Genomic DNA, 25,784 nt, shown 5'->3' on the forward strand with positions numbered 1-25,784 from the left:
CGGACCTTTCCGAGCACGGCACCGGCTATCAATAGAATTGATAGTCATTTTCAGTAACCCCGTCAAGGCTAGGCGCAACGCGGGCGTGTCGGACGAAAATTGGTAACGTCCGCCCCGTGCCGATCTCCTCGTCCCTGGTCGCCGGGCCGACACCGGCCGGTTCCGACCCGCCGCAGACCCCCGCACCGTCGACCCTGACCAGCCGCGACAGGCGGGTTGACCTGCTCGCCCTCGTCGCCGCCCTGGCGCTGGCGGTCTGGGTGACCAGCGGCCTGTGGGCCGACCCGAACGGCCGGGCGATCACGGTCAACTCCAGCGACCAGGCCCTCTTCGAGTGGCTGCTCGCCTACGGGGCGCACGCGCTCACTCACGGCGCCGACCCGCTCTTCACGTCCCTGCTGAACGTCCCCGACGGGGTCAACCTCGCCGTCAACACCTCGATCACCGTGTACGCCGTGGTCTTCGCCCCGCTGACGTACCTGATCGGGCCACCGGCGACCTTCCTGGTGGTGCTCACCCTCAACCTGGCCGCCACCGCGCTCGCCTGGTACTGGCTGCTCTCCCGGCACCTGGTCCGGCACCACGCCGCAGCCCTGCTCGGCGGGCTGTTCATCGGCTTCGCCCCCGGCATGGTGTCGCACGCCAACGCCCACCTGAACTGGACCGCCGGCTGGCTGGTGCCGCTGCTGCTCTGGCGGGTGCTGCGACTGCACACACCCGGCCGTTGGGTACGCAACGGCGTCATCCTCGGGGTGCTGGTCGCGGTCGCCTTCTCGATCGCCGCCGAGGGGCTGTTCTTCACCGCCCTGGCCTGCGCGGTCTTCCTCGGCACCTGGTCACTCGACCGGACCCGCCGGGAGCGGGCACGTGCCGCGCTGCCCACCTTCCTGCGCGGGCTCGCGGTCGCCGGGGCGGTGGCGTTCGCGCTGCTGTCGTACCCGTTGTGGTTGCACTTCCTCGGCCCGCAGCGCTACCACGGCACCGGCTTCGACCCCCGGATCCACGCCGAGGACATCCTCGCGTTCGCCGCCTTCCCGGCCCGCTCGCTGGCCGGGGTGGCCGGACTGGACTCCTCTCTCGCCCCCAACCCGACCGAGGAGAACTCGTTCTTCGGGCTGCCGCTGCTGATCCTCGCCGTGGCCTGCCTCGTGCTGCTCTGGCGGCACGCCGAACCCGGCCGCCGGGCCACCCTGCGGGCGCTCGCGGTCACCGCCGGTGTCTTCGCCGTGCTCTCCTGGGGACCCCGGATCAAGATCGACGGCCACATCCTCGACGTCCCACTGCCGTACGCGCTGCTGGGCAGGCTGCCCGTGTTCAACGCCGCCCTGCCGTCCCGGCTCGCCCTGGTGGTGGCGCCGATCCTCGGCCTGCTGCTCGCGTACGCGGTGCAGCAGCTGGCGCGGGCGCGACTCGACCGGCGGGCCCGGATCGGCTGGACGGTCGGGTTCGCGGTCGCCCTGCTGCCGCTGCTGCCGGTGAGCCTGCTGACCATCGAGCGGGAACCGATACCCCGGTTCATCACCTCCGGCGACTGGCGCGGGTACGTCAGCGAGGGCGGCGTACTCGCCCCGCTGCCGTTCACCCTCGACGTCACCCCGGACGGGCAACGCTGGCAGGCGTACGCGCTCGCCCACCGGCAGGGCGAGTTCGCCATCCCGTCCGGCTTCTTCCTCGGCCCCGGCGGTCCCGACGGGCGGGGCCGGATCGGCCCGGTGCCCCGACCCACCGACGCCCTGCTGGCCGAGGTCGCCGAGACCGGTACGGTGCCGCCGATCGACGACGCCGACCGGGCCGCCGCCCGCGCCGACCTGCGCCACTGGCGGGTCGAGGCGGTGGTGCTCGCCGACCGGGTGCACGGCGCCAAGTTCCCGGTGCACGTCGACGCCCTCCTACAGGCCGCCACCGAACTGTTCGGCCCACCCCAACGCGTCAACGACGTCTACCTCTGGCACCTCCCCCCCACCGGGGCCGTGAGCGGGCTCACCGGGGTGGGGAGGTGGGGGCGGGATTAGTCTGGAGGGCGTGACCAGCACTGTTTCCGGCTTGAAGGCCGTACACCTTGGCGAGATCGACTATCTGGCCGCCTGGGATGAGCAGCGTCGGCTGCACGAGGCGGTGGTCGCCGGTGAGCAGCCGGACACGGTCCTGCTGCTGGAGCACCCGAGCGTCTACACCGCGGGCAAGCGCACCGAGCCGGCCGACCGGCCGGTCGACGGCACTCCGGTGATCGACGTCGACCGGGGCGGGAAGCTGACCTGGCACGGGCCGGGGCAGCTCGTCGGCTACCCGATCGTCCGGCTGCCCGACCCGGTGGACGTGGTGGCGTACGTCCGGCGTACCGAGGAGATGCTGATGGAGGTCTGCGCCGAGGTGGGGCTGGTCACGACGCAGATCGAGGGGCGCAGCGGGGTCTGGGTGCCGCAGGACGAGCGCGGCCCGGCCCGCAAGGTCGCCGCGCTCGGCATCCGGGTCGCCCGTGGGGTGACCCTGCACGGGTTCTCGATCAACTGTGACTGCGAGCTGGGCGCCTTCGAGCAGATAGTGCCGTGCGGCATCCGCGACGCCGGAGTCACCTCGCTCACCGCCGAACTCGGCCGCCGGGTCACCGTCGCCGACGTGCTCCCCCTGGTCGAGCGCCGCCTGCCGAGCCTGCTCGGCTGACACCTTCAAGCGCGTCGAGAGACGGACGCAGTCCACCACGTCGAGAGACGGACACCGTCACACCACGTCGAGCGTTGGACACCGTCACCACGTCGGAAACGGGCCCCGGGTGAGCGCACCCGGGGCCCGTACCGTTCGACGCGCGGCTACGGGGTCAGCCGGTGCAGGTCGCGGGGGAACGCGGTGACCTCCCGGATGTTGGCGGCACCGGTCAGCCGGGCGACGAATCGCTCCAGCCCGATCGCGAAGCCCCCGTGCGGCGGCATCCCGTGCCGGAACGCCGCCACGTAGGTCGCGACCGGCTCGACCGGCTCGTTCCGGGCGGCGAGCGCCGCCAGGTAGTCGCCGTGCCGGTGCAGGCGCTGACCGCCGGTGACCAGTTCGACCCCACGAAAGAGCAGGTCAAAACCGTTCGAGTACGCGGGTTCCCCGGCCCCCGCCAACGCCGGCCGGAACTCGGGGCTGCCCGGTCGGGCCGGGTGGGTGTAGAACGGGCGCTTGGCCATCGGGTACCCCGTGACGAAGAGGAACTCGCAGCCGTGCTCGGCGCGGGCCCACTCCCCCAGCGTCCGCTCGTGCGCGGGGGCGAGGTCGGGTTCGTCCGGCGCCGCACCGGCGATCCGCAGCGCCTCGGTGAAGTGCACCGACGGGATCTCGGCCGGCACCGGCGGCAGGTCGATCCCGAGGGTGTCCAGCGCACCGCCGGCCCGTACGGCGATCGAGTCGAGCATGCCGGCCAGCACCTCGCGCAGCATCGACATCACGTCCCGGTGGTCTTCGACGAAGCCGAACTCGACGTCCAGTGACGTGTACTGGGCCAGGTGGCGGGCGGTGTCGTGCGGTTCGGCCCGGAACACCGGCCCGACCTCGTACACCCGCTCGAAGACGCCGACCATCAGCTGCTTGTAGAACTGCGGCGACTGGGCCAGGTACGCGGGCCGACCGAAATAGTCCAGCTCGAAGACGTTCGCCCCGCTCTCGGTGGCACCGGCCACCAGTTTCGGGGTGTGCACCTCGACGAAGTCGCGGGCGTCGAGGGTGGCCCGGAAGCCGGCCACCGCCGCCGCCGAGATCCGCAGCGCGGCCGACCGGGTCGGGTGCCGCAGGGCCACCGGCGCATGGTCCAGCTGGGTCGGCAGGGTGGCGGCCAGGGCCGGCCGGTACAGGTCGAACGGGGGCGGTACGGCGGGTTCGCCGAGCAGGCGTACCGAAGGCTCCACCAGCTCGACCCCGGCGGGCGCGGCGGGGTTCGCGACCACCTCGCCGGTGACCTGGAGCACGGTCTCCTCGGGCAGCTCGGCCAGCCAGGCCCGCAGCTCCGGGTCGGTGACCACCACCTGGGCCAGCCCGCCGGCGTCACGCAGGATCAGGAACGCCACCGATTTCAGCAGCCGGCGGCGGTGCAGCCAGCCGGCGATCGTCACCGGGCGGCCGACGTGGGTGGGCAGGGAGGTGGAAAGGACGCGTCGCATGTGGTGTTACCTCCTCGTTCATCGCAACGCGATCCCCGGGAGGTGTGGGCGAGCGGGAACCTCGCGGTGCCACCACACCTTCGCCGTCGGGCGGCGAACCGCCGACGGCCTCGTTCGTCGCCCGTGACGTGGGCCGGTCGGCGGGCTCTACTGGATGCCGCGACCCGTGTGCCCCGGCATCGTTCTTCCCGCAGCTCGGGAGGGTCTTCACGGCTCGGACGGGGGTCACCTTCGCAGCTACCGGTGACTCTCTCGAAACCCCGCCGGTCGAACCGTTACTCGGCTCCGTCGTCGCTGTTGCGCGAGACCCTAACAGGGGGCGCTCGGGCCCGACAGCGGATTTCGGCGCACCGGGTGAGTGCGATCACAACCTGCGGTTAGTGAGCCCCGTCGCCTACGCTGCCGCCGACCTCCCGCTACGCGTAGGCTCGGATTCGTGACCATCGAGCAATCCGGAACGCCGACTGCCGTGCCGCAGCCGGCCGGCAACGTTGCCACCGCTTCGGGCCCTCGGACCACCGGACCCGCCGCGCCCGAGGGGCGCCGACTACTCCGCGTCGAGGCGCGCAACGCCGCGACGCCGATCGAGCGGAAGCCGCCGTGGATCAAGGTCAAGGCGAAGATGGGTCCGGAATACACCCAGCTACGCGGCCTGGTCTCCCGCGAAGGGCTGCACACGGTCTGTCAGGAGGCCGGCTGCCCCAACATCTACGAGTGTTGGGAGGACCGCGAGGCCACCTTCCTCATCGGCGGTGACCAGTGCACCCGCCGCTGCGACTTCTGCCAGATCGACACCGGTAAGCCGGCCGAGTTCGACGCCGACGAACCGCGCCGGGTCGGCGAGTCGGTGGCGGCGATGGGGTTGCGCTACGCGACGGTGACCGGGGTGGCCCGCGACGACCTGCCCGACGGCGGCGCCTGGCTCTACGCCGAGACGGTCCGCCAGATCCACGCCCTCCAGGGCGGCTGCGGCGTCGAGCTGCTGATCCCCGACTTCAACGGCGACCCACAGCAGCTGGCCGAGGTGTTCGGCTCCCGGCCGGAGGTGCTCGCGCACAACGTGGAGACGGTGCCGCGGATCTTCAAGCGGATCCGGCCCGGCTTCCGCTACGAACGGTCGCTGGACGTCATCACCCAGGCCCGCGCCGCCGGGCTGGTGACCAAGTCGAACCTGATCCTCGGCCTGGGCGAGCAGCGCGAGGAGATCTCGCAGGCGCTGCGCGACCTGCACGCCGCCGGCTGCGAGCTGATCACCATCACGCAGTACCTGCGGCCGACCCCGCGTCACCACCCGGTGGAGCGGTGGGTGAAGCCGGAGGAGTTCGTCGAGCTGGCCGCCGAGGCCGAGCAGGTCGGTTTCGCCGGGGTGATGAGCGGGCCGCTGGTGCGCTCGTCGTACCGGGCGGGTCGGCTCTACCAGCAGGCGCTCGACGCCCGCCAGGGCAACGTCGCCGCACTCGCCGGCTGACCCCTTCCGTACACGCCGAACCGGGGTGTGCGCCCGCCGAACCTGGCGTGGCTCGCACCCCGGTTCCGTCGTTTCGGACGTGTCGCGCGACCGGGGCGGTAGGCATCACGCCCGGCTTGGGTAAACGGCAAACGGCGCGTTGTGCGGCTCATTGTCGTGAGAGGCGCAGGCCGCCCGAAACCCGTCACACGTGTTAGATTCCGGCCGTCCAGCCTCAACCCCTGCGGGGCCATGACGGCCGTGCGCCCATTGACGGGCATTGGTCGGTTTCGGCATCGGGGTTGCCGCCAACGCATCGAAGGTGATGAATAGCATCATGGCGACCACGCCCCACACCGTGATCATCGGAGCCGGCCCGGCCGGGCTGACCGCGGCGTACGCGCTGACCAAGCGGAACGCCTCGGTGCAGGTCTTCGAGGCAGACGACGTGGTCGGGGGGATCAGCCGTACGGTGGAGCGCGACGGCTGGCGTTTCGACATCGGCGGGCACCGGTTCTTCACCAAGGTCTCGTCGGTCGAGGCACTGTGGCACGAGATCCTGCCGGACTCCGACTTCCTGCTCCGGCCCCGGATGAGCCGGATCTACTACGACGGGAAACTGTTCGACTACCCGCTCAAGGCCGGCAACGCGCTGCGCAACCTGGGCGTGTTCGAGGCGGTCCTGTGCGTCGGCTCGTACGCGTGGGCGCGGATCAGCCCGCCGAAGGACCAGAGCCACTTCGAGGGCTGGACCTCGGCCCGGTTCGGCAAGCGGCTCTACACCAAGTTCTTCAAGACGTACACCGAGAAGCTGTGGGGCATGCCCGCCACCGAACTCCAGGCGGCCTGGGCGGCGCAGCGGATCAAGAACCTCTCGCTGTCCAGTGCGGTGGTCAACGCCCTGATGCCGAAGCGGAACCAGAAGGACATCACCAGCCTGATCGAGGAGTTCCAGTACCCGAAGTTCGGCCCCGGCATGATGTGGGAGCGGGCGACGGAGCACGTCACCAAGGCCGGTGGCACGGTCACCATGCGGTCGTGGGCGACCGCCGTACACCGGGCCGAGGACGGTGGCGCGGTCGCGGTGACCGTGACCGACGCCGACGGGGCGCACCGGCACGACGCGGACCACGTCGTCTCGACCATGCCGCTGTCCCAACTGGTGCAGATCATGGACCCGCCGGCCCCGCCGGAGGTGCTGGCCGCGGCCGACGCGCTGCGTTACCGCGACTTCCTCACCATCGCCCTGGTGGTGCCGGCCGAGGCCGGGTTCCCGGACAACTGGATCTACGTGCACACCCCCGGCGTACGGGTCGGCCGGATCCAGAACTTCGGCTCGTGGTCGCCGTACCTGGTCCGGGACGGGTTCACCTGTCTGGGTCTGGAGTATTTCGTCAACGAGGGCGACGACCTGTGGGAGATGGCCGACGACGACCTGATCAAGCTCGGCACCGAGGAGTTGGAGCGGCTGCGGCTGGTCACGCCGGGCGCGGTCAGCATCGGGTACGTGGTCCGGATGCCGAAGGCGTACCCGGTCTACGACGAGGGCTACGAGGACGCGATCGGGACCATCCGGGGCTGGTTGGCCGAGGCGGTGCCGAACGTGTACCCGGTCGGGCGCAACGGCATGCACCGGTACAACAACCAGGACCACTCGATGCTCACCGCGATGCTGACCGCGGAGAACATCCTCGACGGCACCACCCACGACGTGTGGCAGGTCAACGTCGAGGAGGAATACCACGAGGAGAAGGACTCGGGCTCCGGCAACCACGGGACCGGCCGCTCCGCGCCGGTGCTGCCGAAGCAGCCGAAGGGTTCGCGTACCACCGAACCGACCCGGTAGCCGTCGCCGAGTCGGCCCGGTAGGCGCCTCCCAGTCGACCCGGTAGCGGCCGGCAGCCGGGCGAGGGCGGGCACCGGTGGCCGCGGGTGAACGGGATCCGCGCCGCCCACTACACTTTCACGCATGGCAAAACCCCAGGAGAAGGTGTCGTTCGGCCAGCGGCTGAAGCAGATCGGCATGGTGTTCTCGTTCACCGCCAAACAGGACAAGTGGTTCGTCCCGTTGGCGGCCGGCGCCGTACTGATCCCGCTCGCGTTGACCGTGGTCGCGGTGTTGGCCTGGGGTTGGCTCTGGCTGCCGATCGGCATCCTGCTGACGGTGCTCGCCGTGCTGATCGTGCTGAACCTGCGCTCCAACCGGGCGATGATGAACGCCGCCGAGGGGCAGCCGGGCGCCGCGCCGCAGATCCTGGAGAGCATGCGGGGTGACTGGCGGGTGACCCCGGCGGTCAGCTCGACCACCCAGATGGACATGGTGCACCTGGTGCTCTGCCGGGCCGGTGTGGTCCTGCTCGCCGAGGGCAACCCGCAGCGGGTGCGCGGCCTGCTCGGGCAGGAGAAGCGGCGGCTGGCGAAGGTGATCGGCAACGCCCCGCTCTACGACTACACCCTCGGTCAGGGTGAGGGTGAGCTGCCGATCCGCAAGCTGCGGATGACGCTGATGCGGCTGCCGCGCAATCTGAGCGGCAAGGACGTGAACGCGCTCGACCGGCGTCTCAAGGCGCTCACCGCCCGGCCGCAGATGCCCAAGGGCGCGATCCCGAAGAACATGCGCCCGGCGAAGGGCGCGTTCCGCCAGACCCGGGGCCGCTGACCCCGGACGGGGCGCGTTCAGGGCCGGGACGGGGGCGTTCAGGGCCGGGACGGGCGCGGTCAGGGGCGGGCGCGCAGGCGGCGCAGCATCCGGGCGTCGGCGAACCCGACCGTACGGGCGGCCGACTCGACCGTCGCGCCGTGCCCGATCAGGTGCTCGGCCCGCTCCAGCCGGAGCAGTTGCTGGTAGCGCAGCGGGGTCAACCCGGTCGCCCGGACGAAGATCCGGGTCAGGGTCCGTTCGCTGACCCCGGCGGCTGCCGCCAGCTCCGCCAGCGGCAGCGTGTCGCCGTACCGGGCGTCGATCCGGTCCTGGGCCCGGTGGACCGCGTCACGGAGGTGGGCCCGGTGCCGCAGCATCGCGCTGGCCTGCTGCTCGTGGCCGTTGCGGCGGGCGTAGACCACCATCGACCGGGCGACCCGCCCGGCGGCGCCGGGGCCGTGGCTGGTGGCGACCAGGTGCAACGCCAGGTCGATGCCGCTGGCGATGCCGGCCGAGGTGACCACCCGGCCGTCGACCACGTACAGCACGTCGCGGACCACGGTCGCCCTCGGGTAGCGCCGGGCGAGTTCGTCCTGCACCTCGTGGTGGGTGGTGCAGCGTCGCCCGTCGAGCAGCCCGGCCCGGCCGAGGGCGTCCGCACCCGCGCAGACGCTGGCCACCGTGCCACCGGCCGCGTGGTGATCGGCCAACCAGCGCAGCGTGCCGGCGGTGAGCCGCCCGTTGCGGTCGAGCGTCGGGGCCTGCCATCCGGGTACGACGATCAGGTCCTCCGGTCCGAGTGACGGCCGCTCGACGCCGACCCGTACCGGCAGACCCTGCGCGGTCGGGATGTCCTCCTGCTCGCCGAGGTAGTCGAGCCGGTAGTCGTGCCCGAGGTTCGCCGCGGTGGCGAAGACCTGGGCGGGCCCGGCCAGGTCCAGCAGTTGGACCTGGGGTACGAGCAGGAAGACGACCCGGGACACGATCCGGTCAGCCGATCGGGCCGACGGGAACCGGGCCGGTCAGTTCGGCCACGGTACGGATGGTGGCGAACCGCCCGGCGAGCGCGTACTCGGTGCGGGCCAGGATGTCGGCGGTGCCGAGCGTACGCGGATCGGCCAGGATCTCGTCCACCGACAACCCGGCGGCGGCGTCGCGGTGCGGAATCGGGAAGGTGGCGGTGGCGTCGGTCACGAAGGTGACGTCGAAGCCGAGGTCGGCGGCGAGCCGGGCGGTGGTCTCGCAGCACTGTTCGGTCTGGATGCCGCAGACGACGAGTTCCCGGATGCCCTCGGCGGTGAGGAGTTGGTGCAGGTTGGTGGTGGTGAAGGCGTTGCGGGAGGTCTTCGTCAGCACCGGCTCGTCGGGCAGCGCGACCAGCGGTTCGATCAGCCGTACGTGACCGCTGGCCGGGTCGAAGACGTTGCCGGTGCCGGGGTCGCTGTGCAGCACCCAGACAACCCGCTCACCGTCGGTACGGGCGGCGTCGACCAGCCGGGACACCCGGTCGACGAGGTCGGGGTTGGAACCGACCCGCCAGATCGGCAACTGCCGGAACGACTCCTGGACGTCGATGACAAGTAGTGCTCTGCTCATGTCTCGATCCTGACCTTCGACGGTCATCGCCAGAAGACACAATCTTGTCCCGTTGCGGACGGATCCGGTCAACCGCCTGCGGCGGGGCGGGCGCTGTCGGCTCAACCGCCTGCGGTGGGGCGGGCGGAATCGGCCGACACGATGACCGAGCCGACCGCCCGGTCGTGCCAGCCGCGCCGCTTCTCGTTCATGATCAGCACCGGGATCACCAGCGCCACCAGGACGCCGCGCAGCAGCCCCCGGATCACCCCGATCCGGCCGCCGTCGGCGTACGCGACGCAGCGCAGGCGGGTGACGAACATGCCCGGCGTCTGCGCGAACAGGCCGACGAAGAAGCCGTACACGCCGATCAGCACCAGGACCGGTGGCCAGCCGTCGCGTACCGGGTCGCCGAAGAAGTTGGCCACCAGCAGGCAGAGCACCCAGTCGATGACCAACGCACCGAACCGCCGGGCCAGGCTCGGCGGCACGAAGGCCGGGTCCGTCGCCGGGCTGGTCGCCATGCTTCCATCCTGAATCGCCACGGAGAGTCAGGGTATCGGGAACCGTCCGGCGGCCCGGCACCGGCCGGCTCCCGCAACGGTGTCGACCGGTTTCGGCCCGCGACACGGAGTCCGGGCACTGCCGCCCACGCCCGTCGAGGGGTATCGTCCGAGCGGGGGACCCGACCACGGCCATCCAGTGGGGATCACGCTCCGCAAATGACGTAACACGGCAGAAACATAAGAGACATGCTCGGGCAACCGCATGGTCATAGCGTCCCCACCAGCCTAGCCACCCCGTGGACGTGCCAGGAGGATGTGTGTTCGCCAATCCCGAGGAACTCCTGCGATACCTCAAGAACGAGGACGTAAAGTTCGTCGATGTACGTTTCTGTGACCTGCCGGGCGTGATGCAGCACTTCAACCTGCCGGTCGAGTCGTTCGACGACAGTGTCTTCACCGACGGTCTCGCCTTCGACGGATCGTCGATCCGTGGTTTCCAGGCGATCCACGAGTCGGACATGCTGCTGCTCCCCGACGTCGCCACCGCCTTCATCGACCCGTTCCGGGTGGAGAAGACCCTGGCGCTCAACTTCTTCATCCACGACCCGTTCACCCGCGAGGCGTACTCCCGCGACCCGCGCAACGTGGCGAAGAAGGCCGAGGCGTACCTCGCCGCGAGCGGGATCGCCGACACCGCGTACTTCGGTGCCGAGGCCGAGTTCTACATCTTCGACTCGATCCGGCACGAGACCTCGGCGAACCAGGCGTTCTACTACATCGACTCGATCGAGGGCGCCTGGAACACCGGCCGCGAGGAAGAGGGCGGCAACCGCGGTTACAAGACCCCGTACAAGGGTGGGTACTTCCCGGTGCCGCCGGTCGACCACTACGCCGACCTGCGCGACCAGATCGTACGCAAGCTGATCGACACCGGCTTCACCGTCGAGCGCTCGCACCACGAGGTCGGCACCGCCGGCCAGGCCGAGATCAACTACAAGTTCTCGACCCTGCTGCACGCCGGTGACCAGCTCCAGCTCTTCAAGTACATCGTGAAGAACCAGGCCTGGGCCGCCGGCAAGACCGCGACCTTCATGCCCAAGCCGCTGTTCGGCGACAACGGTTCCGGCATGCACACCCACCAGAGCCTCTGGCTCGGTGGCGAGCCGCTGTTCTACGACGAGACCGGCTACGCCGGCCTGTCCGACACCGCGCGCTGGTACATCGGCGGTCTGCTGCACCACGCCCCGTCGCTGCTCGCCTTCACCAACCCGACGGTCAACTCGTACCGCCGACTGGTGCCGGGCTACGAGGCGCCGGTGAACCTGGTCTACTCGCAGCGCAACCGTTCTGCCTGCACCCGCATCCCGGTGACCGGCAGCAACCCGAAGGCCAAGCGGGTCGAGTTCCGGGTGCCGGACCCGTCCGCCAACGTCTACCTGGCCTTCTCGGCCATGATGATGGCCGGCCTGGACGGCATCAAGAGCAAGATCGAGCCGCCGACGCCGATCGACAAGGACCTCTACGACCTCCCGCCGGAGGAGTGGGGTTCGGTCAAGCAGGTTCCGGGTTCGCTGCCCGAGGTGCTCGACTCCCTCGAAGCCGACCACGACTACCTGCTCGAAGGCGGCGTCTTCACCCCCGACCTGGTCTCCACCTGGGTCGACTACAAGCGCTCGAACGAGATCGACCCGGTGCGTCTGCGCCCGACCCCGCACGAGTTCGCCATGTACTACGACTGCTGAACCCGCAACACCTCGGCGAGCCGCCGACGCCCTCCGGGCGTCGGCGGCTCGCCGCATTTCCCCCCAAGAGATCCCCGCTCACGTGTGGTGTGGGCTCCCCGCCCGCCCCCGATGTGGCACGGGCGGGGAGTGGCGCAGGGGCGGGGGTCAGTTCGGCGGGGGTGGGGTGGGCAGGGTTACGGCGTGGAAGGTGCGGGCGGGTACGTCGGTCGCCTGTCGCGGGTCCGCGTCGGTGGCCCGCTGTCGGGCGGCACCGGACGCGGCGACCCTGGACGGAGTGGTGGAGGTGGCGGCGGGGAGGTCGCTGGCGACGTAGACGCGGCTGGCGTTGTTGATGTTGCGGAACACGATGATCCAGGTCTGGCCGTTGACGTTGGTCAACGGGGCGACGGTCGGATCGGTGGCGGCCGGGTCGGGGAAGTCGAACACCGGCGCCCACTCGCCGAACACGCCGGTTCCCTGCGCGGTCTCGAAACTGCGGTAGATCGTGTTGTCGGTGCCCCGGACCACGACCGCGGTACGGCCGAGCACCGGGTCGAGGATCGCGGCGGGTGCACCGGCCGCCGCCAGGGTGCCGACCTGGGTCCAGGCGGCCGGCCAGGTGCCACCGGTGGCGTCCTGGAGCTTGGTGGCGATGGTGCCGTCCCCCGCTCGGACGAAGACCCGGAGCCGGTAGCCGGGGTAGAGGACCACCGAAGGTGTACCGGTGACACCGGAACCGCCGAGGCTGGTCCAGGCCGAAACGGCGCCGTCGGTGGCGTACCTGATCGTCTTGACCGCGCCGGTGGTGTCGACGCCGAAGACCTGTACGCCGCCGTTGACGGCCGCCAGTACGGGCGTACCGACCAGGTTCTGGTCACCGAGGTTGCGCCAGTACGGCACCGTCCCGGTCTGCGCGTACGTCCAGAGTTTGCCGTCCACGTCGACGGCGAAGAGCACCGTCGTGCCGGTGGACAGGCGTGCCATCGCCGGTGCGGAGGCCATCGAGCCGCCCAGGTCGGAGAAGGACTTCCAGGTGGCGGCGTTGGCCGCGGTCTGGCTGCTCACCCAGACGTTGCTGCCGCTGTGCTGCGCGGCGAGCTGCACCCGGCCGTCGGTGAGCTGGGTCAGGGCGGGGCTGCCGGTGAGCGCCTCGTTGCCGGAGAGCACCGTCCACTGCACCGAGCCGAAGTTGTCCGGGTCGGTCTGGTGACCCGAGACGACCCGGCCGATGTTGTCCACGTAGGCGTACTCGACCATGCTGGCGGTGGCGCCGGCCGGCGGTGCGCCCTGGAGGACGGTGGTCGGGGCGTACTGAGCCACCGGCACCGAGGGGATCGGGTCGGCGAACCAGCCCTGTAGGTCGACGATCAGGTTGGCCGGCTTCTCGCTGGAGTTCCGGATCCGGATCTTGCCGTCGGTGCCGGGTTTCACGAACGACAGCGCGGACCGGGTGATGCCGGCGGCGCGGTTGGCGAACGAGTTCGGCGCCTCGACGTCGCCGACACCCCACATCTTGAGGAAGCCGCCCTCGCCGGTGCTGTTCGACTCGACGTCCACCGCCACCGCGGCGACCCCGCGCAGCGGCAGCCCGTTGGTGCCGGCCACCTGCACGTCGACGGTGGCGTTCGCGCCGACCTGGGTGAAGTTGCGGCTGTCGTACAGCCGGGTGTTGACCGGCCGGAACCCGGCGCCGGCGGTCGGGCTCGCCCCGAAGTACGCCTTCAGGTCGATGAACACGTCGACCGCACTGGTCCCCTTGTTGCTCAGGGTGACCCGCCCGTCGGCGGCGAGCTTGAACGCGACGCCGCTGTTGGTGGCCGCGCCGTCCTCGTAGTTCAGCAGGCCGACCCCGGTGGTGGTGCCGGCCGGGGCGGCGGCGAGCCAACCCGCGGTGGTGGCGCCGGCGACGGTGATGGTGCCGTAGACGGCCTGGGCGCCGGCCGGGATCACCGCGCCGGTGACGGTGAAGGTACGGCTCGACCCGGCCGCCATCTTCCCGGTCGTGGTGCCGATGGCGTTACGGGTGTCGAAGATCCGGGTCTGCGGGATCGGCACCAGCCCACCGCCGCTGGTGCCGGGGGTGCTGGTGAAGTAGCCCTGCACCTCGACCAGGATGCCGGTGTTGCCGGCGCTGTTGTAGACGGCGACCCTGCCGTTGGCCCCCACCTTCGTGATGGCGGTGTTGGAGATGTTCTGCCCAGCGGTGATGTTGATGTTCGAGGTGCCGGGCCGGGTGGTGCCGTCCGGGTAGAGGGTCAGGTAGGACGTGGCGGTCGGGGCGTGCGGTGCCACCCGGACCAGCACCGCGCTCACCCCGGAGGCGGGGATCGAGTTCACCCCCAGCACCGGGAACGTGGTGGTGCTGGCCGGTCCCCGTACACCGGTCACCCCGCCGATGCCGGTACGGGTGTCGAGCACCGCGCGGGGCGTGGGGAAGGCCACGTAGTCCCCACCCACCCCGGCGGCGTCGGCCAGCGCCGGGGTTGGTCGTGGTGTCAGCACCACGACCACCGCCGCCAGCAACACCGCCAGTACGGCCAGCAGTCGCATCGGTCGTACCCGGACAAAGTCTGTTCTGGACAAGTCAACCTCCCTAGTCATTGCCGTGCCTGATCACGCCGCGCAGGATCTGGAAGGTCCTGTAGAGCGCGAACTTCCCCCTGCTGCCGCTACTCGGCGCGTCCGAGGTGTAGCGGATGATTTCTGGCTGGTTGTGCCGCAGGTCGTCACGGTTGCCGCCCCGGCTGAACGGTTTCTGCGCATTCGGCATGCCGACAACCTCGCGTGTCTCCTCGGCCCTGACCCGGCCCAACTGGTTGTCGATGTCGTCCAGGTTGGTTATCCGGTCCAGGGCGGCCCGCCTCGGGCACTCGTCGTTGTGCACCAGCAGGTCCCGACCGCCGGCGACCACGTAGTACGTGTGCAGCTCGTCGACGGTGAGGTTGTAGACCCGCTCCCGTTCGGTCCACGTCCGGCTGGCCAGTACGGTCGCGGAGACCCCGTCCGCGGTCTCGATCCGCTGCCCCGGGACCAGGTCGCCGGCCCTGACCCACTGCTGCTCGCCGGCCACCCAGAACGGGTGCCCGTCGGTGGCGGTGACCGACGCGCGGCTGCCGGCGTCGTCCACGGTGACCTCGACCAGGAACTTGTCACCGTCGCCGATGATCAGGTCGGTGACCGTACGGGCGCCGCTGACCCCGGTGGTCGGATCGGTCGCGAGCACCTGCTCGCCCACCCGGACCTCGCTGATCGGCCTGGTGCTGCCGTCGGCCATCCGGACCCGGGTGTCGGCGGTGAAGCTGTTGACCGGGCAGGAGGCGAGCTCCTTCACCGCGCCGTCGGACCTGCCGACCCCCTTCGCGCCCTTGGCCGCCTTCACCAGGTCGACCGCCTCGTCGGCGTGCTTGGCCGCAAGCGACCCGGCCCGCGCGGCCCGTACCGCGCCGCCGCCCACCCCGCCGGCCAGGGTGCCGGCCACCGTCGCGACCGTCCAGGCGCACGCCTCCAGATCGCCCTTGGTGACGCAGGCGACCAGGTCGGTCACCCCGACCGCGTCGGCGGCGACCTTCAACCCCGCCCTGAGGTACGGGGCCGCCGCCTGGGCCAGGTCGACCACCGCATCCGCCGCCCGGGACACGTCCTCGATCACGTTCCCGGCGACCTTCACCGCCGCCTGGTAGATCACCTCAACCGACTTGGCCACGTCGGCGACCACGTCCCGGGTGACGGCGAGCACCTTCGCCGGCAGGTGTGCGGCCGCCGACACCAGCGTCTTGAGTCCCGAGGCGAGCGGCTTGAGCGCTGCCTTGATCGCCGGCAGCGGGTTGTGCTTGGCCGCGTACGCGACCGCCGCCTTGGCCACCCTGGTGATCTGCCGGGCCCGTTCCACCGCCGCCCGGCGTACCTCCTCGGCTCGTTGTTTGGCCCAGCGGGCGGCCGCCGCCCCGGCCGAGGCGACCTTGCTCGCCACCCAGCGCACCCCGGAGGAGACCTTCCTGGCGACGTACTTCACCGCCGCCTTCGCCTTCTTGTAGACCCATTTCGCCGCCGAGGAGATCGCCGACGCCGCCGACCTGATCGCCGACCAGGTGTAGCTGGCCGCGGTCCGCATCGCCGACCAGGTGTAACTGGCGGCCGTGCTGATCGCGCGACCGACCGCCTTGGCGCCGGACTTGATAGCGCCGCCGACCTTCTTCGCCGCCTTCTTGCACCAGCCGCAGGAGGGCCAGTGGCCGTCCGGGTCGGTGAAGCCGAGCGGGTCACCGGCCGCGTAGACGTACCGGTTGGCGAGGATCGAGTCGCCCTCGACGTAGTCGACGCTGTCGCGGGAGGTGAACCCGCCGGTGCCGGGGTCGTACCAGCGGGCGCCCATGTTGACCTGGCTGGTCACCGGGTCGGTCCAGTCACCCTGGAAGCCCAGGTTGCCGGTGTCACCGGTACGGGCGGTCAGCACCCCGAACGGGTCGTACGCGGTCGAGTCGCTCACCCCGGTCAGTGCCGTGTTCGCCGGGTCGAACCCGATCGTCACGTCACCGTGCTGGTCGCTGAGTGCTAGCTGTTTCTCGCTGCCGATCGCGACGGCCAGCAGCTCGTCCGAGGCACCTCGGGCGTACCGTTCGGTGCCGTCGGCGACAACCGAGTCATCGAGCCCGGCGTAGGTGAATCCGGTGCCGTTGCGCGACGCCACCCGGTCCAGCCCGTCGTACGCGTAACTCTGCCCGGCGGCCGAGATGAGCCGGTCGAAGGCGTCGAAGTCGAACGTCTCGGTCAGCCCGGAACTGGTCTTCGACGCCAGGGTGCCGCGCGCGGTGTACGCGTAGCTGTAGTCGCCGTCGTTGAGCAGCCGGTTGCGGGCGTCAAAACTGCTGGTCTTCGCCCCGGCCCGGATCCGGTTGCCGGCGGCGTCCCAGTCGTAACCGACACTGCCGGTCGCGCTGGTCCACTCACGCAGCCGCCCCGCCTGGTCGTACCGGTAGGTGTTGTCCCCGGCGCCGGCCGTACCGGTGGTGGTCTTGCCGGTCGGCTGGTCGTTGAGGTCGTAGCGGTAGCCGGTCGCGCCGACGGTCTGGGCGGTGGCGTTGCGCAGCGTGTCCGAGGCGACCCGGCCCAGGTCGTCGAAGGTGTAGGTACGCACCCGACCGGAGCCGTAGTCGATCGAATTCAGCGCACCGGCGGCGTCGTAACCGAGCGTCTGGGTGGTGCCGGTGAGCCCGTCGCGGACCGTGTCGAGGCGGGCGTTGCGGTAGCCGAAGACCGCCGACCCGGCCGCGTCGGTACGGCTGGCCAGGTTGCCGTCCCGGTCGTAGCCGAAGCTGGCGTTGCCCGACGGGCCGGCGGCGGTGAGCAGCGCACCCCGGTCGTTGTAGCCGAAGGTGTCGGTGCCGCCGGGGGCGTTGACCGAGGTCAGCCTGCCGATCGGGTCGTAGCCGAGTTGCCGGGTCGCGGTGCCGGAGTTCGTGCCGTCACCGGTCTCCCGTTCCAGCCGCCCGCCCGCGTCGTAGGACTGGAGCCGGACCACGCCGCCAGGCGAGACCATTCGGATCGGGTTGCCGGTGCCGTCGTACGCGACCGTCCAGGTGCGGTCGGTCGGGGCGGGATGGGCCGGGGTGGACGGCTCGATCACCGACTCGGGCAGGCCGAGCGAGTTGACGGTGAAGATGGTGCTGTTACCGCGCCCGTCGGTGTAGCGGCTCCGGTTGCCGGCCGCGTCGTAACCGAAGCTGGTGGTGATCGAGGTGGTCGCGTCGACCGGCTCGATCTGCTGCACGAGCTGGTTCGCGGCGTCGTAGGCGTAGGTGGTGGTGACATTGAGCGGGTCGACGGAGGCGATCAGGTTGCCGGCCGGGTCGTAGCGGTAGCGCTCGGTCCGCAGCACGGTCCCGTCCGGCTTCAGGTCGGACTCGCTGCTCACCTGGCCCAGCGCGTCGAAGATCCGCTGTGATGTACGGCCGAGGCTGTCGCTGGTGCGCACCTGCCGGCCGGCGTGGTCGTAGCCGTACAGCACGGCCGTGCCGGTCGGGTCGGTGCTACGGGTCAGCTCGCCGACCGCGTCGTACCCGAACAGGCTCTTCGCCCCGGTCGGGCTGGTCGCCTCGGTCAGGTTGCCGGAATCGTCGTAGGCGTACCGGGTGGTCAGCCGGTCCAGCGTCGGACGGCGTTCCACCCGGGTCGCGGTGAGCTGGCGGTCCAGGTCGTCGTAGGTGGACTCGGTCCGGGCACCGGTCGGGTCGGTCACCGACAGGACCTCACCGGTACGGGTGTACTCGTACCGCCACACCGCGCGCTCACCGTTGGTCTTGACCGGCTCGTCCCGTACGGTCAGCCGGCCGAGCTGGTCGTAGCCGTAACGGGTGATGCTGCCGCGCGGGTCCACCTCCTCGACCACGTTGCCCAGCGGGTCGTAGCGGGAGGTGACGGTCGGGGTGATCTCGGCAAGCGTGCCGGGACCGAAGTACCGGGGCGCGGTCAGGCTGGTCTGCCGCCCGACCCGGTCATACGTCGCCCGGCTGACCCGGCCCAGTTCGTCGGAGGTCGCGACCCGCTCGTCGAAGGTGTTGTAGCCGAACTGCTGGGTCGGGCTGACCGTGGCCGCCACCTGCCCGCCGCTCTCCGCGACCACCGCCGGCCCCCGGGCGGCGACCTGCCGGCCGAGTTCGTCGTAGCCGTATCTGCTGGTGTAAGCGGCCGGGTCGGCGCCGGTGACGTTGCCGCGCGGGTCGGTCTCGGCGAGCAGCAGTCCGCGCTGGTCGTAGGCGTACGTGGTGACCTGTGTGGTGGCGCCGGAGGTGGCGCTCTCCCGGATGGCGTTGCCGCTGTCGTCGTAGGTGTAGTCAACGACCTCGGGGGTGGTCGGCATGATCCAGGGCACGTTCGACGGTTTGCCGGAGGTGCTGGCCCGGAGCACGTTGCCGTTCTGGTCGTAGCTGTAGGTGGTGGTCCGGTCCAGCCCGCCGGGATCGGAGACGCTGGTCAGCACCTTGCCGACCCGGTCGACGGTCTGCGCGGTGACCACCCGCCCGTTCCCGGCGACCTGCCGCACCAGGTTGCCGGCGCCGTCGTACGTGTTTTCCTCGACCACGTAGTCGCGGGTGCCGCCGTCCGGGTCGCGGAAGTTCTTCAGCACCACCCGGTGCAGCGAGTCGTCGCCGTAGTACCGGTACTCCAGCCGCCGCCCCATCGCGTCGGTGTCGCTGGCGGTCCGCCCGGCGAAGTCGTACGAGTACGAGTGCAGCACCAGGTACTCGCCCGTCGGCGGCGCACCGGCCGGGTCGCCGGTGAACGCGCGCAGTCGTACCTCGGCGATGTCGTTGCGGGCGGTGTACGCGTAGTCGTAGCGGTTCCCGGCCGGGTCGACCATGGACGTACGGTTGCCGAACCGGTCGTAGGTGTAGGCGGTCTCGTTACCCTCGGCGTCGGTGACCCGCTCGGGCCGGTTGTGCTCGTCGTAGTCCCAGGTGGTGGAGCGGGCGGTGTCGGTGCCGAGCAGGTCCTGCACGTCGACCCGGGTCACGTTGCCGTCGACGTCGTAGGTCTGGAGCGAACGCTGCTGGTGCCGGGCCCCGGTCACCGGGTCGGTGGTCGCCGGCTCGGTGGTGGCCACCGGCCGGGAGAACGGGTCGTAGGTGTAGCCGGTGGTGACCCCGGCCGGGAAACTGTCCGAGATCTCGGTGTCGGTGATCTTCCGGCCGAGCGGGTCGTAACCGCTGTTCAGGACCAGCCCGGAGGGCTGGGTGGTCCGGGCCAGGTCACCGTGGGCGGTGTAGCCGTACCTGGTCAGCTTGCCTCGGGCGTCGGTCGAGGTCAGCACCAGCCCGGCCGGCATGGTGCCGCCGCCGGCCGCCGGCTCCGACCCGTTGGTGTACGTGTGGCTGACCGAACTGCCGTCCGGGTTCGTCTGCGTCGCGAGCTGCCCCGACGGGTGGTACGTGAAACTGGTCCGGTACGTGTTGTCGGTGGCGCTCGCCGACCGCCCGTCCCGGCTCTCCAGCGGCAGGTCGTTGCGCGGGTCGAACGGGTTCGTCACCGTCGCCGGATACCTGTCGTAGCTGGTGTAGCACTGGGTGCTGGTCCGGCAGGTCTTCCGCGAGGTGACGTTGCCCCGCTTGTCGAAGGTCATCGTCACCGAGTCGCCGTTCTCGTTGGTGACGACGTTCTGGAACCCGTTGTCGTCGTACGAGAAGGTGCGGATCGCCATCCCGTCGAGCGGGTGCGACACGAACACCGGGCCACCCGAGCCGCCGGGAATGATGGTGCAGAACGCCGGGTCCGCCGGGTCCGGCCGGGAGCAGACCTCCTGCGGCGGCGACGGGGTCGGGGTCGGCGGGGTGGGCCGATCCTCCGGCCGGGTCTCCAACCCGAGCGGGGTGCCGGTACGCAGCAGCCGGCCGGCGAGCGCGTCGTACTCGTACAGGTGGGGGCGGTTGGCCGGGTCGAGCACCTGCACGCTGCGGCGCAGGTCGTCGTCACCGCCGTAGACCGCCGGGGCGCCGATCTTCCACAGTCCGCCGTGGTTGTCGGTGTACTCGGCGATCCGGTCCAGGTTCACGTCGTAGGCGACGGTGGCGGCGGTCTTGCCGCTGGGCAGGGTGACCGTGGTGAGCTGGTCGGCCTGGTTGAGGCCGTACCGGTGGTGGGCGGTGACGGCGGCCGGGCCGAGCGGGCGGGAGTAGAGCGCCACCTCGTCGATCGCCCCGGCGAAGTGCCGCTGAGCGGTCGTTCCCCAGCCGGGCCAGGATGCCGGGGTGCTGGCGTACGCGGCACCTATCTGGTTGAACGTCAGGGTCGAGTGGTCGAGCACCTTCCCGGTCAGCTCGCCGGCCTTGACTCCGTCGAGGTAGAGGGTCTGCACGTCGGACATGGTGGAGAGCACCACGTGGTGCCACCGCCCGTCGTTGACCGGGCCCGCCGAGGCGATCGGGTTCACCCCGGCGGCGGTACGGAACTGGCCGCGCAACCGGCCGTCGGTGCCGACATAGAGCAGCGGTACGCCGGCCGTCGACGCGCTGCCCAGGGCCTTGTCCTGGTAGCCGAGCAGCGGGCCGCCGGTGCCGGTGGTGGTCGACTTGAACCACAGCTCGACCGCACCGTCCCGGCTCTTCTTCAGTGTGCCCTTGGGCAGCTCGACCGAGGACGAGGTCCCGTTGAAGGTGGCGGCGGTGCCGGCGCCACCGGCCAGCGCACCCGCCGTGCCGAGCGTGACACTCCGGTACGTGCCCGCGTCCTTACCCAGGTTCAGCGCCACCTCACTGCCGGCGCCAACCCCCTCGTCCTCCCCCAGCCGCCAGTACGACTCCGGCCGCGAGTCCAGCACCGCGCTGCGGTAGTGCGAGCCGGCCGCGTACGCGTACCCGGTGCAGACGTTGCCGGGCGCGCAGACCCGCGTCAGCAGGTCCCCCGTGTAGGTGTAGTTCCAGGTCAGCGCCGTGCCGTCAACCGGGTCCGTACGCACGCTCGCCACGTGAGCGCCGGACCAGGTGAAGTACAGCGCCCGGCCGGCGGTGTTCGTGGTGCTCGTCGCCGCCTGCGCCTTGGCGAGCCGGCCGTCGGTGCTGTTGTAGGTGAGCACCACCGCGCGCAGGCTGGTGTCGGTGATCCGGCTGAGCCGACCGCTGGTGGCGAACTGGTAGGTGCTGCCGGCCTTGTCGGCCAGCTTCCAGCCGCTGCTGTCGGCGGTCAGGGTCGCGGTCCGGCCGGACGGTGCCGCGTACGTGCCGTCGGGGTTGCGGCCGAACCGGACCGCCTGCCCGTCCGGGTACGTGATCACCACGTTGCCGGTGCCGTCGTCGTCGGGGACCAGGCGCATGTCGTACCGTGTGGTCCAGCCGGCGCCGAACGCGGTGTCGCGGCGCGGGTCGAGGCTGTTGTAGGTGCGGACCAGGTTCAGTTCCGGTCCGACGGTGGTGACCGTGGTGTCCATCGCGGCGGTGCTGAAGTTGCCGACCTGGGCGTCGAACTCCCGGTCCTGGGTGCCGTAGGGGGCACCGGCGATCCGGGAGACGATCTCCGGCTGCGGCACGTCCGCCAGCACCGTCGAGTACGGCGAGATGACCTCGGTGGTGGCATCCTTGACGTACGCCCGCCACTGGTAGCTCTCGCTCCACCGCAGTTTGCCCGCCGGCACGGTCCACGCGGTGCTGGTCAGGTAGCCGGAGTTGAAACACTCGACCGGGTTGCCGGCGGTGTCGCGGCGGCAGACCTCGTACTTGAAGCGCAGGGCGAGTCCGGGCGGCGCGTCGATGTCCAGCGCCTGGGCCCAGAGCTGCGGCGTCAGCGTCGGCGCCTGATAGCCGTTGGGCGGGTACAGCGCCTGCACCACCGGCGGAATGTCGATCACCTTCAACACGATCCGACCCGGCGGCACCTGGTGGTCGGTGAAGACCACCCCACCGGTACGCACCATCGTGAAATCGAGGAAGTAGCTGCCCGGCGACATCGCCTTGATGGTGGCGTCCAGCGTCACCTTCCCGCCCCGCGCCACCGTCGCGGTCAGGTCGGCGGCCCGCTGCTGCCCGACCGCCGCCCCGGTGGCCGAGTTGTACGCCCGGTAGGCCAGGTAGTAGGAACCCGGTGCCCACGCGTCGGCGCTGAGGTTGGTGACGGTGACCTTGACCTTGCCGGCCTGGTTCTGGAGCACCGGCGGCTCCGGCACCGGCTTCGGGATCGCATACTTCGCGTTGTAGGGGCTGTGCGTGACGTACAGCCTCGGCGGGTTCGCGGTGGTGGAGCCGGCGAACCGCTTCCAGGCCGACGAGTCCGAGGTGGAGGCGCGCAGCGACAGCCCGTTGTTCGCCTGGGTGCCCTTCACCCAGCGCTGCACCAGGTCCCGACCGGCGACCCCGAGGTCGATCAGCTCGGCGGCGGCCGGGCAGGCCGAGGATGACTGCCCGGTCGCGATGAACCCGTGGGCGAACGACCGGCTGGCCAGCGCCCCGCCGACCGCCGGTCCCGGGTACGAGTAACCGGAGCCGGCCGTCCAGGCGGCGGTGACCGGGTGCACGCTCACCGAACGCGGCCGGCAGGACCCGGAGTCGTAGTTGACCACCTGGAGCTGCACGCCGTAGATCGTGTGGTGTTGCAACCGGCTGCTCAGCCCGTTGAACTTGAGGTACGAGGCGGCGTTGCCGCCGGGTGCCGCGCCAACCCGCAGTTCCGAACCGCCGGAGGCCGAGCCGCCGCCCTGGACGTACATGCTGCTGTCGGTGGTGCCCGGATCGACCGGCAGGTCCACGCCCTGCGCCCCAATCGGCGCCCAGCTTCCGTCGGCGAGCCGCCTGTTGATCGGGGTGCCGGAGAACTCGCTGGTGGTGGTTCCGTCGGCGTTGACGTACGTCCGCTCGAACTCGCCGCGTTCGGCGGGCAACTCCCGGCTGGTGGCCCGGTCGAAGCCGCGCGCGGTCGAGGCCGGCGGCTCGACCACGGAGGCGGTGTTGGTGCCGGCCGCCGGGGTCTGGTCGAGTTCGCGCAGCGGATAGCGGGAACGCTGCGACGGCGGCAGGTTCCGGTTGACCCGCTCACCGGTCAGGTGGCTCTGTCCGCCGGCCGACCGCCACCGCTGCTGCGGGGCGGACTCGGGCCGGGCGGTGTCGGTGCGTCCGGGTCCCGGCTGCGGCGCCGGCAGCGCGGCGACCGCGTCCCCGGTGCCGGCGAGCAGGGCCGAGGCGAGTACGAACGCGACCAGCGGCGTGACCGTCCTCAGTAGAGGCTTGACGTGCCTGTTTCCGTTGCGGCGTAAGGCGAACATCGACGTCCCCGTGGGCGAAGGAGTGGTTCGACGGCGGGTAGACCGTCGCACGGAGGTCGATGGATCAAGCTCGCCCCGGAAGGAACTTGAGGATTTCTTGCAGATTCGCTCGGGCGGTGAGCGCGTCCACCCACGCTCCGGAACCGTCGGGCAAATGTTCGGAAAGCGGGCCGGGGAAGCGGATGGCGAAGAATTGCGTGGCATGCGAAGGCCAGGGTGGTTACGTTGCCCTGCGTGGGCACAATTGTCTCGGTCAATCTGGCGGTGCCGGAACCCAACCCGGCCAAGGGCGTCGGTGTCACGGGCATCAACAAGCAGCCGGTCGATCATCTCGTCACCGTGCGTGCGCCGGGGCCCAAGACGACCGGGCTGCACAGCGGCCTGGTCGGTGACCAGATCTTCGACATCGAGAACCACGGTGGCGACGATCAGGCCGTCTACGCGTACGCGCGGGAGGACTACGACTGGTGGCAGGCGCGGCTGAGTCGCCGGCTGGCCAACGGGCTGTTCGGCGAGAACCTGACGACCGAGGGGATCGACGTCAACGGCGCGGTCATCGGCGAACGGTGGCGCATCGGTCCACGGTTGGTCCTCCAGCCAACCTTCGGCCGTATCCCGTGCGTCACGTTCCAGCACAGGATGGGCGAGCCCCGCTGGGTGAAGACCTTCACCCGGGCGAACCGACCGGGTGCGTACCTGCGCGTGCTGGAGCCGGGCGAGGTGTGGGCCGGCGATCCGGTGACCGTGGAGGACCGTCCGATACACGGGGTGACGATCGGGCAGGCGTTTCGGGCGTACATGACCGAGCCGGAGCTGCTGCCGGCGCTGGTCGAGATCGACGGGCTGCCCGTCGACCTGCGCGAGACCCTCGCGGAGCGGCTGCCGCGACAACGGTAGCCGTTGGTCGAGTGGCCGGTGTTGTCGATCGGGAACGCCTGGATGTCCTGGGCCGGGTCGAGACCGGCCGCCTGTAGCAGCCGGTTGCAGGCAGACGACGAGCGGCCGCGCCCGATGGTCGGCGTTCCGCCGTCGGGCCGCCGGTCAGGTCCGCGTCCGGAACGGGGCGAGGGTGGCACGGATCCGGTCGGCCGCGCCCCAGTCGTCGTCGAACTGGGCCAGCACGGCGAGGTGTTGCCGTAGCTGAACAATTGGCATGCGGGACCGCCAGTCGCCGTCGAGGGAGGTCAGCTCCGCGTAGACCTCGAAGAACCGGTTCGCCTCGGGCGGGGGCGAGGTGGACCACACGTGGGCGAGGTCGACCTCGGCCCACATGTAGGACACGGCCGGGTCGATCAGCGCGGGCTGCCCGTCCGGGGTAGCCAGGACGTTCTGTGCCCACAGGTCGCCGTGCGTCAGGCAGGCCGGCCGGTCCGGCAGCAGATCGGGCAGCCGGTGACACAGCCGCTCCAGCGCCACCCGGTCGCCGCGATCGAGTGCCGCGTCAACGCGGGGCTGCCCGAGCCACCGGAGCAGCCGATGCTGTGCGAAGAATGCAAAACCGTCGTCATCCCAGGTGTTGATCTGCCGGCGGCGGCCCAGCCAGTTGTCGCCGTGCCACCCGAAGCGAGGATGGGTCGTATTCAGGTGCATGCGGGCGAGCAGGTACGCGAACCGCTCCCAGAACATCTCACTGCGTGGCCTCGGCCGCAGCACCGACAACACGAGCAGTTCCCGGTCCGCCAGGATCACCTCCGGTGTCGCCACGCCGCCGAGCTCGCGCAGTGCGGCCAGCCCTTCGGCCTCCGCGACGAACAGATCCTCGGCCGCGTCGGCGATTGCCTTGACGAACACCGACGGTGCGTCCTGCCGGGTGGCTATACCCGCGAGCGCCGCGAGCCCACCCGTCGCCGGCTCCACTGTCACAACATCGCGCATCCCGGCCCGGAGCAGGCACTCCAGCAGGAACGTCGCCGGGTGCGTCACCACAGGCTCCTCCGTGTCCGGTGCTTGTTCGCGATATCTTCTCAACCGACACCTTTGACAACCGGGGCGGAACTGGTCGCCGGCCTCGCGGTAAT

General features: G+C 70.7%; 14 protein-coding genes. 7 read left to right on the forward strand and 7 right to left on the reverse strand.

The window, feature by feature from the left end; all coding sequences use genetic code 11:
- The first annotated feature begins 116 nt into the window (after nucleotides 1–116).
- Complete coding sequence (locus OG792_RS24675) at nucleotides 117–2,012, forward strand: DUF2079 domain-containing protein (protein WP_442932302.1); 1,896 nt, start codon at nucleotides 117–119, stop codon at nucleotides 2,010–2,012.
- Nucleotides 2,013–2,022: 10 nt separating this feature from the next.
- Nucleotides 2,023–2,661, forward strand: a complete 639-nt coding sequence (lipB, locus tag OG792_RS24680; protein ID WP_329102725.1) for a lipoyl(octanoyl) transferase LipB — start codon at nucleotides 2,023–2,025, stop codon at nucleotides 2,659–2,661.
- A gap of 146 nt (nucleotides 2,662–2,807) precedes the next feature.
- Here lipB and aspS read toward each other — a convergent pair whose 3' ends face one another.
- A complete protein-coding gene (gene aspS, locus OG792_RS24685; protein ID WP_329102727.1) occupies nucleotides 2,808–4,133 on the reverse strand; it encodes an aspartate--tRNA(Asn) ligase in 1,326 nt (441 codons plus the stop codon).
- A gap of 436 nt (nucleotides 4,134–4,569) precedes the next feature.
- Between aspS and lipA the strand changes: the two genes are divergently transcribed.
- The 3 genes from lipA (at nucleotide 4,570) to OG792_RS24700 (ending at nucleotide 8,239) form a co-directional block, all read left to right on the forward strand.
- Entirely contained in the window at nucleotides 4,570–5,601 is a 1,032-nt protein-coding gene (gene lipA / locus OG792_RS24690; RefSeq protein ID WP_442932303.1) for a lipoyl synthase, read from the forward strand.
- A gap of 316 nt (nucleotides 5,602–5,917) precedes the next feature.
- Complete coding sequence (locus tag OG792_RS24695; protein ID WP_329102729.1) at nucleotides 5,918–7,426, forward strand: NAD(P)/FAD-dependent oxidoreductase; 1,509 nt, start codon at nucleotides 5,918–5,920, stop codon at nucleotides 7,424–7,426.
- A gap of 123 nt (nucleotides 7,427–7,549) precedes the next feature.
- Nucleotides 7,550–8,239 (forward strand): DUF4191 domain-containing protein, encoded by a 690-nt coding sequence (locus OG792_RS24700; protein ID WP_329102731.1) that lies wholly within the window; start codon nucleotides 7,550–7,552, stop codon nucleotides 8,237–8,239.
- A gap of 59 nt (nucleotides 8,240–8,298) precedes the next feature.
- Here OG792_RS24700 and OG792_RS24705 read toward each other — a convergent pair whose 3' ends face one another.
- The 3 genes from OG792_RS24705 to OG792_RS24715 all read right to left on the reverse strand — a co-directional run bounded on the left by OG792_RS24705 (nucleotide 8,299) and on the right by OG792_RS24715 (nucleotide 10,320).
- Entirely contained in the window at nucleotides 8,299–9,204 is a 906-nt protein-coding gene (locus OG792_RS24705; RefSeq protein WP_329102732.1) for a GlxA family transcriptional regulator, read from the reverse strand.
- A gap of 7 nt (nucleotides 9,205–9,211) precedes the next feature.
- Entirely contained in the window at nucleotides 9,212–9,817 is a 606-nt protein-coding gene (locus tag OG792_RS24710) for a cysteine hydrolase family protein (RefSeq protein ID WP_329102734.1), read from the reverse strand.
- 101 nt (nucleotides 9,818–9,918) lie between these two features.
- The gene (locus OG792_RS24715) at nucleotides 9,919–10,320 is read right to left on the reverse strand and encodes an RDD family protein (RefSeq protein ID WP_329102735.1); all 402 of its coding nucleotides are present in this window, start codon (nucleotides 10,318–10,320) and stop codon (nucleotides 9,919–9,921) included.
- 299 nt (nucleotides 10,321–10,619) lie between these two features.
- Between OG792_RS24715 and glnA the strand changes: the two genes are divergently transcribed.
- Nucleotides 10,620–12,044, forward strand: coding sequence for a type I glutamate--ammonia ligase (gene glnA / locus OG792_RS24720; protein WP_329102737.1), 1,425 nt, complete (start codon nucleotides 10,620–10,622; stop codon nucleotides 12,042–12,044).
- A 147-nt stretch (nucleotides 12,045–12,191) separates the two neighbouring features.
- Here glnA and OG792_RS24725 read toward each other — a convergent pair whose 3' ends face one another.
- Together OG792_RS24725 and OG792_RS24730 are read right to left on the reverse strand one after the other, a co-directional pair.
- Nucleotides 12,192–14,609 (reverse strand): hypothetical protein, encoded by a 2,418-nt coding sequence (locus tag OG792_RS24725; protein WP_329102739.1) that lies wholly within the window; start codon nucleotides 14,607–14,609, stop codon nucleotides 12,192–12,194.
- Nucleotides 14,610–14,619: 10 nt separating this feature from the next.
- Nucleotides 14,620–23,766: a LamG-like jellyroll fold domain-containing protein gene (locus OG792_RS24730; RefSeq protein WP_329102741.1), complete on the reverse strand. Its 9,147-nt coding sequence runs from the start codon at nucleotides 23,764–23,766 to the stop codon at nucleotides 14,620–14,622.
- A 234-nt stretch (nucleotides 23,767–24,000) separates the two neighbouring features.
- On the opposite strand from OG792_RS24730, the gene OG792_RS24735 reads away from it, so the two are divergent.
- Entirely contained in the window at nucleotides 24,001–24,663 is a 663-nt protein-coding gene (locus OG792_RS24735; RefSeq protein ID WP_329102743.1) for an MOSC domain-containing protein, read from the forward strand.
- A gap of 144 nt (nucleotides 24,664–24,807) precedes the next feature.
- On the opposite strand, the gene OG792_RS24740 is transcribed toward OG792_RS24735, so the two are convergent.
- Nucleotides 24,808–25,689 carry a fructosamine kinase family protein gene (locus OG792_RS24740; protein ID WP_329102745.1) on the reverse strand — a complete coding sequence of 294 codons (882 nt, stop codon included), beginning with the start codon at nucleotides 25,687–25,689 and terminating at the stop codon, nucleotides 24,808–24,810.
- Between the last annotated feature and the right edge of the window lie 95 nt (nucleotides 25,690–25,784).

The sequence above is a fragment of the Micromonospora sp. NBC_01699 genome (genome assembly GCF_036250065.1).
GTDB lineage: Bacteria > Actinomycetota > Actinomycetes > Mycobacteriales > Micromonosporaceae > Micromonospora_G.